Here is a 13,576-nt window from a genome sequence, read left to right on the forward strand (position 1 = left end):
TCATCGCGCAATATTTTTCATAAAGATTCGATGCGGTCTTGCGAAAAACCACACCAAACCGGGTGTTGTGTGCCTGTCATGACACGCAAACCTTACTTTTTTGAGTCCCTTGGCGGAACCGGATCATACCCATTGCTTCCCCCCGGATGGCAACGACAGATACGTTTTATGCCTAACCACGACCCCTTCAGCGGGCCATGTGTGATCAGGGCTTCGGCCATATATTCGGAGCAGGTTGGCCGAAAGCGGCAAGCCTGCCCGATATAGGGCGACAATGTGAGCTTGTAAGCCCGCAAGGCCGCGCGCACGGAACGTTCATAAAGAGCGGTCATGCGTCACCGAATGAAGAAAAAGCCTACTGACGTCAACCCCCGCAAGCCGCCCCCTCGTCTCATATATTGAAAAGAAGTTTGCGTCGCCTGGCAAGCGGTAAGCGCTGTCAGCACCCTTTAAGATTGTTTCAGTGACGAAATAGCCGCACTTGCCGCCTCGAAAGCCAGCAGGGTGGAGGCGTGCCGCGCGGGGTAATCTCTTACTGAGGACAGAATCTGCAAATCAGTAAAGCGCTCAGGAAAATCCGCCGTCTCCCCCTTAAGCAGATCACGCAGCGCATCGCGGGCGGCCAGAACCTCACCCGCCGTGGCGCCGACGACATGCTGGCTCAGAATCGCCGCACTGGCCTGACCGAGCGCGCAGGCCTGCACCTGCTGGGCGAAATCGGTGATCACGTCGCCGTCCATATTGAGTTCGACATGGATGGTGCTGCCGCACAGCTTCGCCACCTTATCCGCGGTCGCCTGCGGATTGGCCAGATGTCCGACATGCTGGAGCTGAGTGGTGCGGCGCAGGATTTCGCGGGAATAGAGTTCGTCGATCATGGCTACCAGATGGGCGTGACGGCAGGATACCGCAAGGCTTATTTTTTCTTGCCCCAGAAGTGGGTCGCCAGCCATTTCGGGCGCGGCTTGTGCAACGGATCATCCTTCGGCACCGGTTTCACCAGAACGGACGAGACATGTGGATTACTGGCGAATTTCGCCTCCGCCTGTGCCTTCAGCGCTGCGCCGAAAGCCTCAAAGCCGGTGCGGATATGATCGCGGTAAGCCTTGCCTTCCCGTTCCGACAGATAGCCGCTGAACAGCGCGCCGATCGAGAAGCTGCTGCCGTATTCCGATAATGCGTCGAATTCGAAATAACGGATCAGACTGCCTGCGTAGAAGGGCTTGGGCACGGTGATGTGGATATGCGACAGCGGCGTCCAGTCGGCGATCACGCCATCGGTTTCCCAGGTGCCGAGGCCTTCATAATATTCCTCAAGGTGGACCGGCGCGCCGAAACGTAAAATCCCCTCGGCCTTTTTGTGGATCGGACTCCATTCCGGCCAGGCATTGATATCGGCGATGACCTCGTAAACGTCGTCGATGGGGGCGGCAATGCCGACGCGATGTTCGATTTTGAGCGCCATCAGGAAGTCACTTTCAGTTTCCAGGTCGCGCCGGCCGGGCCATCCATGACCTCGACATTGAGCGCATTAAGGGCGTCGCGGATACGGTCCGATTCCGGCCAGTTTTTCGCGGCGCGGGCGGCGGCGCGTTCGACGAGCAGAGCCTCGACCTGGGCAGTCAGGTCATCGGAGGCGCCACCCTTGAACCAGATTTCGGGGTCTTGCTGGAGGATGCCGAGAACGTCGGCCAGATACAAAAGTTCTGATTTGGTATGCTGTGCTTGGTTTAGGCTGTTGGTTTCAAGATACCCGCTAAGGCTTTTTGCATGTTGACCTAACCAGTATTGCGCAAAGGGCGTATTCAAATCCCCTAGTAGAGGCTCTAAAACTATCGCTTTATCCGCTTGAGATAATTCGACCATTTCAATGTCCTTAGCGCGCAGTAAAATTGCATAAATTTTGTCCAGCGTATTCCGAGATTGTTCGAGAATAGAGTCGTTCCAATCCAGTGGCCCTCTGTAACTCGCTGATAGCAAAGCCCAGCGGATCACCTCGCCCGGATAATCCTTGATCAGGTCGTGCACCAACACGACGTTGCCAAGGGACTTCGACATTTTCTCGCCGGAAAAGTCGAGGAAGCCGTTGTGCATCCAGTATTTCGCATAGGCCGCCGGATCAGAATGGCCGTGCGCGGCGCAGGACTGCGCGATCTCATTGGTATGATGCGGAAAGATCAGATCCTGACCGCCGCCGTGAATGTCGATCGGCAACTGCAAGACCGCCTCGCTCATTGCCGAGCATTCGATATGCCAGCCAGGTCGTCCCGGCAGAAGCTTTCCAGTAGAAGGATCGCGCGGTCCCGGCCACACCGGCTCGCCCGGCTTTGACGGCTTCCACAACACGAAATCGGCGGCGGCGTCCTTGTTTTCGGCCACCTCGACCCGTGCGCCGGCGATCATGTCGTCCAGCGACCGCTTGGCCAGCTTGCCATAGCGGCCTGATCCGCCATCATAGGCCGCTACGCGGAACAGCACCTCTCCATCGTCGGTCACATAGGCCGCTTCCCGCGCGATCAGGTCCTCGATCATCGCCACCATATCCGGCATATGATCGGTGGCACGCGGCTGATAGGTCGGCGGCAGAGCATTCAGGGCCGCCATGTCGGCATTGTAGATATCGGCAAACCGGTTGGTGATGATCGAGATATCAACCCCCTCGTCCATCGCCTTCTTATTGATCTTGTCATCGACGTCGGTGATGTTGCGCGCGTATACCACGTGGTTTTCGCCATAGATCGCCCGCAACAGGCGGAACAGCACGTCAAACACCACGACCGGTCGTGCATTGCCGATATGCGCGTAATTATAGACTGTCGGTCCGCAGACGTACATCGTCACACGATCAGGATTTTCCGGCGTAAACGCGACCTTTTGGCCGCTTAAAGTATCGTGAATGTGCAGGGTCATGAGTTTTCGTGTTGCAAACGGATTTCCTTCTCCCATATAGGGGCGGTTGAGCATTGTCACCACGTTAATAGCGCTTCCGAATGATCCGCAAGGCGCGCCGGAACGTAAAGGTGTCAGGGGTTCAGGACGATATTGTTTGATTTTCGGGAACCTTTTTACGATAAGGTCGTCAAACCCTGTAGTCCGCCGCTGACCGGCTGGCTCATTATGAAGGATGTCACGCGTCATTCCGGAACCTCCGTTCCGGCGCTACTCGGCCTTCGGGAGCATTGAAAACTTTATGGATACGCTGGAACCCATGCTGGGCAATTCTAACCCTGAAAACAGCCTGCTGAACACCTCGAAGCCCAAGAGCATCGTGAGCTTCACCAACCGTCCGTCGCGCGAAGAGGCCATGAAGGCCGTGAAAACGCTGCTGGCCTGGGCCGGTGACGACCCCGAACGCGAGGGCCTGATCGATACGCCAAAACGCGTGGTCGATGCCTATGAGGAATGGTTCCAGGGCTATCAGGCCGATCCGGCCAAGGAATTGTCGCGCACCTTCGAGGATGTGCAGGGTTATGACGATATGGTCATGCTGCGCGAAATCGATGTCGAATCGCACTGCGAACACCATATGGCGCCCTTCCTCGGCAAGGCGTGGGTCGCCTATATGCCAACCTCGAAGGTCGTCGGCATCTCCAAGATCGCCCGTGTGGTCGAAATCTTCGCCAAGCGCCTGCAAACCCAGGAAACCATGACCAAGCAGATCGCCGACGCCCTGGAAGAATCGCTGGCGCCGCTCGGCGTGGCCGTTCTGATCGACGCCGAGCACCAGTGCATGAGCACCCGCGGCGTCCACCACAAGAATGTCACCACGGTCACGACGCGCTTTACCGGCGTTTTCAAGACCGACCAGGCCTTGCAAGACCGCTTCCTGCGCCTGATTCACAGGTAAGCTACATACCTTTCTGAAAAAGCGGCCCCGCTCCGGCAGGGCCGCTTTTTTTTATGTCCGCATCCGCCCATTTCATTATTTCGCCCGTTTCATTATTTTCACATGCCTTGCTTTACAAAGTATAATGTAAAGCATAAATTATGGTCACGCAATATGAAAAGGGAGAGAACACCATGGCCATGAAACTGGGCGGCGGAAGCAGCCGTTACACCATCGCGCAAAATTCGGACATCAATGTCACGCCGTTCGTCGATGTCATGCTGGTCCTGCTCATCATCTTCATGGTGTCGATTCCCGCAGCCACCGTATCAATCAAGCTCGATCTGCCGCCCGCTGACGGCACAATCGCCAAGCCGCCAAAGCCACCCGTGTTTATTTCCGTCATGGGGCCGAATGACATCTATATCGGCGCCCAAAAGACCAGCATGGCGAATCTGATCGGTGACGTAGCCGCCGCCCTGCGCCTTTCAGACCCGGATACGCCCTTGAGCGAACAGCGCGTCCTGGTGCGCGGCGACAAGGACATCGCCTATGCCGACTTCGTTCAGGTGATCAATCGGCTCCAGCAAAATGGCTATCTCAAGATCGGCCTGATCAATGAGGATATCGAGTAACAGCCATCTCACCATTTGGGATAACGCCGGATGCCGCTTTTTGTTTTGGGCGATTTCCGGCGTTTTTGCTTCGGTGAGGGTCGCCGCGCATGAAATATTCTTAATGATGGACCAGATTGAATGGCTTTCAGGCTTTACTTTTATCCGAGACTTGTCCTAAATCCCTTCCGACCGGCAAAAGGCGGCGCACTCATTGCGCGGTCTCTGGGCCGATGACATAATGTTCTTCCCTGCGGGCTGTTCGCCTGCGGTGGTACAAAGGGAGTTAGACTATGGGCGCAAAGCTCGGCGGCGGCGGTAATAGCCGGTATACCATCGCACAGAATTCGGACATCAACGTCACGCCTTTCGTCGACGTCATGCTCGTTCTGCTCATCATCTTCATGGTGTCCATCCCGGCCGCCACAGTGTCGATCAAGCTCGACCTGCCGCCCGCGAAGGCGCCTCCCACGAACGAAAAGAAGCCTGATCCGGTCTTTATTTCGATCATGGGTCCCGATGACATCTATATCGGGCCGCAAAAGACCAGCATGGCCCGCCTGATCGGCGATGTGGCGGCCGCTCTGCGCGCCACCGATCCGAACACCCCACTCAGCGAACAACGCGTGCTGGTTCGCGGCGACAAGGACATCACCTATGCCGATTTCGTCAAGGTGATCAACGAACTGCAACAAAACGGCTACCTCAAGATCGGCCTGATCAACGAAGACATCGAATAGTCTTCCGATCGGTTTAGATACATATAAAAGACACCGGAGACCGCTGGTTTCCGGTGTCTTTGTTTTTGGAAACCCATGACCAACACGCCTGACGACATTGACGATGACTTCGCACCGGAAGAAGACACCGGCGATGTCCAGACCCTGACCGCCGACGTCGATGACGACGAATCGGGCGAGCGGCTGGACCGTGTTCTGGCTGGTCATTTCGCCGATCTCTCCCGCGCCCGCCTGCAAGCCCTGATCGCCGAGGGCCGCCTGAGCATCGACGGCAAGGTCATCACCGATGGCAAGCACAAGGCCCGCGCCGGCGCCTATACGCTCAGCATCCCCGCGCCGGTCGCTGCGCGGCCGGAAGCCCAGGATATCCCGCTCGACATCCTGTTCGAGGACGAGCACCTGATCGTGGTCAACAAGCCGGTCGGCATGGCGGCGCATCCCGCGCCTGGCACCCGCGATGGCACACTGGTCAACGCCCTGCTTTATCATTGCGGCGCCAATGCTTCCGGCGAATCGAGCCTATCGGGCATCGGCGGCGTGCTCAGGCCCGGCATCGTCCACCGGCTCGACAAGGACACCTCCGGCATCCTCGTCGCCGCGAAATCGGACCTGGCCCACCGATCCTTAAGCGAACTGTTCTCGCGTCACGATATCGACCGCGAATACAAGGCGATCGTGCGCGGTTCGCCGAAACATATGTCCGGCACGGTGACGACCCGCATTGGCCGTTCGCACCACGACCGCAAAAAGATGGCCGTGCTGCGCGCCGGCGGCCGCGAAGCCATTACCCATTTCCAGCTTGAAGAGGTCTATGGTGACACCAAACCACTGGCTGCCCTGCTGACCTGCCGGCTGGAAACCGGTCGCACCCACCAGATTCGCGTCCATATGGCGCATCTCGGCTGTCCGTGCCTGGGCGATCCGGTCTATGGCTCCGGCGCCCCGGCGAAAGAAGTCCAAGCCATACTGAAAGAGCTGGACTTCAGCCGTCAGGCCCTGCACGCCGGACTCCTGGGCTTTGTCCATCCAATCACCGGCGAAAAGCTGAAGTTCAAGGCGCCCCTGCCTGACGATATGCAGGCTCTGGCCGACGCCCTGGCGGATATGTATTAAATTCTGATGTGATTGTGCGCCGCACTCACCGAAGTGTGATCATGTAACAGCGTCTATTGTGATACCTTTCTGCAACAAATTCGCAGGCTGACGCCATTTTTTTGCGATTTCGCAGCTTATAGGTCTTTTTTTCGCCGAAAGGCTTCCTAAATCTAGTCGCAGTTGTCGGGCAGGATATCCCCTTCGTCTGTGCTCCCCCTCACTGACAAGGCGCGGGTCTCATGTCCGACACACCTTCTTTTTCTGACCTTTCGTCAGAATCCCGACCAGAAACAGAAAATTCTACAGAAAGCGACGCGCCGATGAGTTCTCTTGCCCTGACCTCCTCCTCGAACCTGGCCACCCGCGATGGCGCCAGCCTGCCCGCCCTGACCCCGGACGGCGGCCTCAATCGTTATCTGTCGGAAATCCGCAAGTTCCCCATGCTGCCCAAGGACGAAGAGTTCATGCTGGCCAAGCGCTGGGCTGAACATCAGGACCCGAAAGCCGCTCACAAACTGGTCACCTCGCACCTGCGTCTCGTCGCCAAGATCGCCATGGGCTATCGCGGCTACGGCCTGCCTGTCGGCGAAGTCATCTCCGAAGGCAATGTCGGCCTGATGCAGGCGGTCAAGAAATTCGATCCCGATCGTGGCTTCCGCCTGGCCACCTACGCCATGTGGTGGATCAAGGCGTCGATTCAGGAATATGTGCTGCGCTCGTGGTCACTGGTGAAAATGGGCACCACCGCCGCCCAGAAGAAACTGTTCTTCAACCTGCGCAAGGTGAAGTCGGAAATCTCGGCGCTTGAAGAAGGCGACCTGCACCACGAACATGTCGAACAGATCGCTACCAAACTCGGCGTGTCGGAAACCGACGTCATCAACATGAACCGCCGCATGTCCTCGGGTGACTCGTCGCTCAATGCGCCGTTGCGTGCATCAGAAGGCGATTCGGAATGGCAGGACTGGCTGGTCGACGACAAGCAGCAGTCGCAGGAAACCGTCCTGGCCGACAATCAGGAATATGGTCAGCGCATGGACCTGTTGCAGGCCGCCATGGGCGAACTGAACGACCGTGAAAAGGAAATCCTGACCGAGCGCCGCCTGAAAGACAGCCCGACCACTCTGGAAGACCTCGCCGAACGCTTTGGCGTGTCGCGTGAACGCGTCCGCCAGATCGAGGTACGGGCGTTTGAGAAGCTGCAAAAGGCCATGGTCGCGGCGTCTCAGGCCGCCACGCCGGTTCCGGCTTAAGGTTTCTGAAAATCTGAATTAAGGAAGCGCGGTCTGAAATCAGGCCGCGTTTTCTTTTTTTGGCGCGTCATCGATGCGGAACAGCTTGGCCAGCACGGCCACCGGCGCCTTGAGCATCTCACCCGTCATCTCATTGGATTTATAGGCGGCGAAAATTTCCGTCACGGCGGCCTTGAACTTCGGATCGGTGATCGCCTTGCAGGCCGGCACCAAAACCTCAAGCTGGGCAGTAATCGCCCGCTTGGCCTGCTTGCGGTCATTGTCGAACTGATCGGCGGCGGCGCGCAGGATTCGCACACTCTGTTCAAGGCGCTTCATGCCGTCCGACATAGTTTCCGGCGGACGCTTCGCCGTCCCAGCCATACCCGAATTGAATCGCCGGCGATCAGGGCCGACATACATCACCGCCTCGATCCATGGCCGGGACTTGGTGACGACGTGATCCAGGCGCTGCAACAGGTCACCCGAAGCGAAGGGCTTCTTCATGATCTCGTCGCTGCCGCAATCACGGGCCTGCTTCATGGTCTCCGGCAGATCGTTGGGCGCCATCATGATCACCGGGATCTTGCGGCATTTCATATCCGAGCGGCGCAGGCCGGTCACGAACGGCGCGCCTTCGATATTGGCGCCCTTGAGATCGCAAAAGATAATTTGCGGATCGAAATCCTGACAGATCAGTGTGGCGCGGCGGTCATCGGTCTCGACCTGCACCTTTTCAGCCCCCAATACCCGCAGCATATCCATCAGGATGCGCGCATAGGCAGGGTTGCTCTCAAGCACCAGCACCCGCTTCAGATGCGGCTTCAGTTTGGCTTCGAGTTTGGGGTCGAGTGAGAACAAGGGGACACACGGCTAAGGTTTAAGCCGTGACCTTAGCGCAGATTAGTAAAAATAGATTTTATGACGCGTTGCAAAATTCGAGCGCATTGAAAAAAACAACGCGCCTTTTTAGTCCTGGAAAGGGTCACGCATCAGGATGGTGTCTTCTCGCTCAGGACTGGTCGACAGCAGGGCCACCGGCGCACCGATCAGTTCCTCGATGCGGCGGACATACTTCACGGCATTGCCCGGCAGGTCTTTCCACGAACGGGCGCCCTGAGTGCTTTCGCTCCAGCCTTCGATCTCTTCATAGACCGGTTCGATGCCTTGCTGGTCTTTGAAACTGGCCGGCAGATAATCCAGCACCTTGTCGCCGACCTTATAGCCGACGCAGACCTTGATCGTCTCGATGCCGTCAAGGATATCGAGCTTGGTCAGGGCAATACCGTCAATGCCGTTTATGGCGATGGACTGACGCGCCAGAACCGCATCGAGCCAGCCGACGCGACGGGCGCGGCCGGTGACGGTACCGAATTCATGACCGCGCGTGGCGATGCCCTGGCCGATTTCATCAAACAGTTCGGTCGGGAACGGACCGGAACCAACGCGGGTGGTGTAGGCTTTGAGAATCCCCAGCACATAGCCGACGCTCTTCGGCCCCATGCCGGAACCGGCAGCGGCCTGACCGGCGACTGTATTGGACGAGGTGACGAACGGATAGGTGCCGTGGTCGATATCGAGCAGCGCGCCTTGCGCGCCTTCGAACAGGATGCGCTTGCCTTCGTGCTTGGCCTTGTCGAGCACATACCAGACCGGCTGAGCGAACGGCAGGAGGCGCGGCGCGACGGCCTTCAATTTCTCGGTCAGGGCCGCCACATCGACGGGATCGAGGCCGAGGCCGGCGCGCAGGGCGTTATGATGGGCCAGCAGACGGTCGATCTTCGATTCCAGCGCGTCGAGATCGGCCAGATCAGCCACGCGGATAGCGCGGCGACCAACCTTGTCTTCATAGGCCGGGCCAATACCGCGGCCCGTGGTGCCGATCTTGCCGGCGCCGGCGGCCGCTTCACGGGCGATATCGAGTTCGGAATGGATCGGCAGGATCAGGCAGGCATTGTCAGCGATGACCAGCAATTCGGGCGTGATCTTGAGGCCGAGCGCCTCGACGCGGGCGATTTCATCGAACAGCGCCCACGGATCAATCACCACGCCGTTGCCGACGATCGACAGCTTGCCTTGCACAACGCCGGACGGCAGCAGGGAGAGCTTGTAGACCTTGCCATCGACGACCAGCGTGTGGCCGGCATTATGCCCGCCCTGGAAACGCACGACGACATCGGCGCGGTTGGAGAGCCAGTCGACAAGCTTGCCCTTGCCTTCGTCGCCCCACTGAGCGCCAATTACGGTTACGTTTGCCAAGATGATTGCTCCGGTCACAGAATATTGCAGCGCAGATCTATGCCATGCGCCTGTTAGCCGGTGGCACCCTATAGAGCAGGAATCGCTGCTTGTAACCCTCTAATTTTGCCTGATCGCTTATGCCTGGTTTCGGGAAGGAAAGGGGATCACGGACAGGCACGGAAGAAGACAGAATCACACGGAATATGAGTACGCGGGTTTGCTCTTGCCCAAAGGGTGTCAATCATATTTGTGGCAACTGCTGTGACATTATGGCGCTTCGCGCAGAAGCAAACCCACAAAGAATTCCGTGTAATTCCGGCTTCTTCCGTGCCTGTCCGTGTTTCTCTTTAGTTAAGCGCTGGCCAACACGCTTTGCAGCGCCTCGCCATAGGCCCATTCCAGCCACGGTAGCAGCGAATCGATATCATCCGCTTCGACCGTGCAGCCGCACCAGATGCGCAGGCCCGGCGGCGCGGCGCGATAGCCGGTGACATCAAAGGCCACGCCCTCGATCTCCAAAAGCGAACCGATCTTGGAGGCCAGTTTCGCCTGAATCTCGGCTGGCTGCGATTGGACCGCCGGGTCGACGAACTTCAGGCAAACCGAGGTGGTGGAACGCTGTTCCGGCACTTCTGCGACGAAATCGATCCATGGCGTCGCTTCGACCCATTCGCGCAGTACTTCAAAATTGTGATTGCAGCGATTGATCAGCCCTTCCAGGCCGCCTTCGAGCGAGGCCCAGCGCAGGGCGTCGAGATAGTCCTCGATCACCAGGAAGGAGTAGGTGTTGATGGCGTCGCCACCGATGATCTTCATATCGGCGACACCCTTGGCCTTCAGGCGCAGAACCTTGGGTATCGGACGACCGGATTCCCAGGTGTTCAAGCGTTCGATCGCTTTCGGCGACAGCACCAGCACGCCGAAGCCCGCCTCACCACCCAGCGCCTTCTGGAAAGAGAAGGTGACGACATCGAGCTTTTGCCACGGCAGTTCCATACAAAAGGCCGCCGAAGTGGCGTCGCACAGCACCAGCCCCTGATGGCCGTTGAGAAAGTCCGAATTGGGCACGCGCACACCGGAAGTGGTGCCGTTCCACGGAAAGACCAGATCGGCTTTCGGGTCGATCTTCGATATATCCGGCAACCGGCCATAGGGCGCGCTCAACACTTCGCAATCAAGCTTGAGATGGGTAACCGCATCATCGGCCCATAACTGGCCGAAGCTTTCAAAGGCCAGAAGCTGCACCTTGCGCTCGCCGAGAAGGTTCCACATGGCGGCTTCAAAGGCGCCGGTATCGGAGGCCGGCATGACCAACACCTGATATGCTTCCGGGATTTGCAGGATGGAGCGTGTCAGTTCGATAGACTGATTGAGCCGGGCCACCGTGACCTTGGAGCGGTTCGAGCGCCCGACCGGCGCATTGACCAGGGCCTGAACGCTCCAGCCCGGACGCTTGCTTGTCGGCCCCGATGAAAACCACGGACGCTCTGGCGCGCGAGCCGGCTTGTTGGCGGAAAAAGTCGACATGCGAACCCCACGATACGGTACATTTTCCTTCGCTCTTTGCGCTTTCAGGCCTTTCAGGGCAAGCGTTTTTTCAATCCAGGCGGCTATCCGCCCTTAACAATTAGCGTGATCGAACACAGTCGTATTTTCCTGCACTTCTATTTACCATCCCGCTGACGATAGAAGCGCATCTGTTTGTTTTTACATCCAATTTCCAATCGTCATGAACCGTATATGAACCGCACCGTTCAGGTCAGGCTCAGGGGGCACGTGTTTATATAGGTCATCGCTTCTGAAACAGCGACGCACATCAAAAAGGAGAAAGACGATGAAAAAGACCCTGATCACCCTGGCCGCCGTTGCCGCCGCCCTGACCACCCTTTCCGCGCCGGCCATCGCCAGCGCCAAACCCGCCTATGTCTTGGTCGTCAGCGATCATCGCAGCACCGGTTGGAACCACCGCAACGATCGCGCCTCGGCTCAGTTGAGCGCCAAGATCGCGCGTCTTGACAGCCGGATCGACCAGGGCCGCCGCACCGGTCAGATCAGTCTGCGCGAAGGCCGCCGCCTCAATAACGAATTGAACCTGATCTCCGCGCAAAAGCGCAGCTTTGAACGGTCGGGCCGTGGCCTGAACGTCAACGAGATCAGCCAGCTGGACAACCGCCTCGATCGCCTGCAGGTCCAGATCCGTTACGAAAAAACCGACCGCAACAACCGTCGCGGTTAACCGGTAAAGGCCGGCGGCGCCTTCAAGGCCGCCCGTCTCTTATCCCTCAAGGCGCAGGACCTGGTTCTGCGCCTTTTGGCTATAACAACCAGTTGTGCCGCAGCGGTCCGTGCCCCTCGCCCAACCCCGGCGCCATCAGGATCGCCCCGCCGACATAATCTCTGGCCAGCCCGATCGTTTCCTCAAGCGGCCGGGCTTCGCGCGTCAGGGCGGCACACGCGCTCGCCAATGTGCAGCCGGTGCCGTGGGTGTGTCTGGTGTCGATCCGTTCGGAGGTGAAGCGATGCTCGCCCTTGCGGGTAAACAACAGGTCGACCACACCCGGCGTATCGAGGTGTCCGCCCTTGATCAGCACATTCTTCGCGCCCATCGCCAGCAGGGCTTCACCCGCCTTGCGCATGTCGTCTTCCGTTTCGACCCTCAGGCCGGTGAGCGCCGCCGCTTCCGGCGTATTCGGCGTCAGCAGGTCAGCCAGGGGCAGCATCAGCGCCTTCATGGCATCAACCGCGTAATGGTTCATCAGGGCATGGCCGCCCTTGGCCACCATCACCGGATCGATGACGGTAAAGACCCTGGCGCCTTCGATTACCAGAGACACCGCCTCCATGACGGCGACATCGGCCAGCATTCCGGTCTTGATGGCGTCGGCGCCGATATCATCGAGGCAGACCTGCGCCTGAGCAGTAATAAAGGCGGGCGGCACAGCCATGACATCGGAGACGCCGAGCGTATTCTGCACGGTCAGGGCGGTGATCGCCGTCATGGCGTAGCCGCCCAAGCAGGTGACCGCCTTGATATCGGCCTGAATGCCGGCGCCCCCCGAAGGATCGGAACCGGCGATTATAAGAACACGCTGCATACTGTCTTGTCCTGGATGGCCGAATAGGCTCATAGAAGCCTTATAAACTTCAAATAGGAGGGGTGAATGCCCCTGACAACCTCGTTTTACAAAAGCGCCATCAAACGTGGCACCTATCGCCACTACAAAAACAAGCTGTATAAGGTTTTCGGCACCGTGACCCATTCGGAAACCGAGGAAGACCTGGTGCTCTATGCCCCCATGGGACAGACCGCTGGAGAGGCGCGCCTGTGGGTACGGCCACTCGGCATGTTCACCGAATCGGTAGAGACTAACGCTGGCACCGTGCCGCGCTTCGCCTTTGTCGAAGCCTTTCCTGACTTCACGGACGACAACAGTTGAGCGACTCTGAGCGATGGATAGAACTGGAACCGGAGGCCTTTGCCGACAATGGCCATCCGATCCTGCGCGCCATGCGAGGAACGCTGATCCTTGTCCGCCTGAACCAGATCGACGCCGACGATCAGATGCTGAGCTATGAAATTCTGGCCGGGCAACTGATCCGCGCCAATCGGTCTGAAGGTTTTGTTTTGTCTCTGGTCGGCAAGAAATCCGGACAGGAATTGTTTTTGCCGCTGGTGCCGGCGGCCTTCAATCTGCAACCGCCGGGTCAATATATGCTGAGTTGCGGCTCGGTGATCGAAAACCCGGCCTTCCTTGGCGCCTTCGATATTTACAGGGCCACATGATCGACAAGATGCTTCACGACCCGTTTTTGCTGATCTGCGGCGGA

The 13,576-nt window shown here is 58.2% G+C and carries 16 protein-coding genes; 8 read left to right on the plus strand and 8 right to left on the minus strand.

The window, feature by feature from the left end:
• Nucleotides 1–92: 92 nt before the first annotated feature.
• The 4 genes from yidD to cysS all read right to left on the minus strand — a co-directional run bounded on the left by yidD (nucleotide 93) and on the right by cysS (nucleotide 2,910).
• Nucleotides 93–332 carry a membrane protein insertion efficiency factor YidD gene (yidD, locus tag VL130_RS02780; RefSeq protein WP_325360911.1) on the minus strand — a complete coding sequence of 80 codons (240 nt, stop codon included), beginning with the start codon at nucleotides 330–332 and terminating at the stop codon, nucleotides 93–95.
• Between the two features lie 117 nt (nucleotides 333–449).
• Nucleotides 450–878, minus strand: coding sequence for an iron-sulfur cluster assembly scaffold protein (locus tag VL130_RS02785; protein WP_325360913.1), 429 nt, complete (start codon nucleotides 876–878; stop codon nucleotides 450–452).
• A gap of 38 nt (nucleotides 879–916) precedes the next feature.
• A complete protein-coding gene (locus VL130_RS02790; protein WP_325360915.1) occupies nucleotides 917–1,465 on the minus strand; it encodes an SRPBCC domain-containing protein in 549 nt (182 codons plus the stop codon).
• Nucleotides 1,465–2,910: a cysteine--tRNA ligase gene (cysS, locus tag VL130_RS02795; RefSeq protein WP_325361111.1), complete on the minus strand. Its 1,446-nt coding sequence runs from the start codon at nucleotides 2,908–2,910 to the stop codon at nucleotides 1,465–1,467. The genes VL130_RS02790 and cysS overlap by 1 nt, the downstream gene beginning before the upstream one ends.
• A gap of 280 nt (nucleotides 2,911–3,190) precedes the next feature.
• On the opposite strand from cysS, the gene folE reads away from it, so the two are divergent.
• The 5 genes from folE to rpoH all read left to right on the plus strand — a co-directional run bounded on the left by folE (nucleotide 3,191) and on the right by rpoH (nucleotide 7,528).
• Nucleotides 3,191–3,847 carry a GTP cyclohydrolase I FolE gene (gene folE, locus VL130_RS02800; RefSeq protein WP_325360917.1) on the plus strand — a complete coding sequence of 219 codons (657 nt, stop codon included), beginning with the start codon at nucleotides 3,191–3,193 and terminating at the stop codon, nucleotides 3,845–3,847.
• Between the two features lie 173 nt (nucleotides 3,848–4,020).
• On the plus strand, nucleotides 4,021–4,461 hold the full coding sequence (locus tag VL130_RS02805) for a biopolymer transporter ExbD (protein ID WP_325360919.1): 441 nt from the start codon (nucleotides 4,021–4,023) through the stop codon (nucleotides 4,459–4,461).
• Nucleotides 4,462–4,733: 272 nt separating this feature from the next.
• Nucleotides 4,734–5,180, plus strand: coding sequence for a biopolymer transporter ExbD (locus VL130_RS02810; RefSeq protein ID WP_325360921.1), 447 nt, complete (start codon nucleotides 4,734–4,736; stop codon nucleotides 5,178–5,180).
• 75 nt (nucleotides 5,181–5,255) lie between these two features.
• Nucleotides 5,256–6,293: an RluA family pseudouridine synthase gene (locus VL130_RS02815; protein WP_325360923.1), complete on the plus strand. Its 1,038-nt coding sequence runs from the start codon at nucleotides 5,256–5,258 to the stop codon at nucleotides 6,291–6,293.
• A 302-nt stretch (nucleotides 6,294–6,595) separates the two neighbouring features.
• The gene (gene rpoH, locus VL130_RS02820; protein WP_325360925.1) at nucleotides 6,596–7,528 is read left to right on the plus strand and encodes an RNA polymerase sigma factor RpoH; all 933 of its coding nucleotides are present in this window, start codon (nucleotides 6,596–6,598) and stop codon (nucleotides 7,526–7,528) included.
• Between the two features lie 39 nt (nucleotides 7,529–7,567).
• Here the strand turns inward: rpoH and VL130_RS02825 are convergent, their stop codons facing one another.
• The 3 genes from VL130_RS02825 to VL130_RS02835 all read right to left on the minus strand — a co-directional run bounded on the left by VL130_RS02825 (nucleotide 7,568) and on the right by VL130_RS02835 (nucleotide 11,275).
• A complete protein-coding gene (locus VL130_RS02825) occupies nucleotides 7,568–8,368 on the minus strand; it encodes a response regulator (protein ID WP_325360927.1) in 801 nt (266 codons plus the stop codon).
• A 108-nt stretch (nucleotides 8,369–8,476) separates the two neighbouring features.
• Nucleotides 8,477–9,766, minus strand: a complete 1,290-nt coding sequence (locus VL130_RS02830) for an adenylosuccinate synthase (RefSeq protein WP_325360930.1) — start codon at nucleotides 9,764–9,766, stop codon at nucleotides 8,477–8,479.
• 333 nt (nucleotides 9,767–10,099) lie between these two features.
• On the minus strand, nucleotides 10,100–11,275 hold the full coding sequence (locus tag VL130_RS02835; RefSeq protein WP_325360932.1) for a phosphoserine transaminase: 1,176 nt from the start codon (nucleotides 11,273–11,275) through the stop codon (nucleotides 10,100–10,102).
• Between the two features lie 307 nt (nucleotides 11,276–11,582).
• Here VL130_RS02835 and VL130_RS02840 point away from each other — a divergent pair, with 307 nt between their 5' ends.
• Nucleotides 11,583–11,984, plus strand: coding sequence for a hypothetical protein (locus tag VL130_RS02840; protein WP_325360934.1), 402 nt, complete (start codon nucleotides 11,583–11,585; stop codon nucleotides 11,982–11,984).
• A gap of 79 nt (nucleotides 11,985–12,063) precedes the next feature.
• Here the strand turns inward: VL130_RS02840 and thiD are convergent, their stop codons facing one another.
• Nucleotides 12,064–12,843, minus strand: a complete 780-nt coding sequence (thiD, locus tag VL130_RS02845; protein ID WP_325360937.1) for a bifunctional hydroxymethylpyrimidine kinase/phosphomethylpyrimidine kinase — start codon at nucleotides 12,841–12,843, stop codon at nucleotides 12,064–12,066.
• 66 nt (nucleotides 12,844–12,909) lie between these two features.
• On the opposite strand from thiD, the gene VL130_RS02850 reads away from it, so the two are divergent.
• Both VL130_RS02850 and VL130_RS02855 read left to right on the plus strand, forming a co-directional pair.
• Nucleotides 12,910–13,185, plus strand: a complete 276-nt coding sequence (locus VL130_RS02850; protein ID WP_325360939.1) for a DUF1653 domain-containing protein — start codon at nucleotides 12,910–12,912, stop codon at nucleotides 13,183–13,185.
• The gene (locus tag VL130_RS02855) at nucleotides 13,182–13,532 is read left to right on the plus strand and encodes a hypothetical protein (protein WP_325360942.1); all 351 of its coding nucleotides are present in this window, start codon (nucleotides 13,182–13,184) and stop codon (nucleotides 13,530–13,532) included. The genes VL130_RS02850 and VL130_RS02855 overlap by 4 nt, the downstream gene beginning before the upstream one ends.
• The last annotated feature ends 44 nt before the right edge of the window (nucleotides 13,533–13,576 follow it).

The sequence above is a fragment of the Asticcacaulis sp. genome (assembly GCF_035497195.1).
GTDB lineage: Bacteria > Pseudomonadota > Alphaproteobacteria > Caulobacterales > Caulobacteraceae > Asticcacaulis.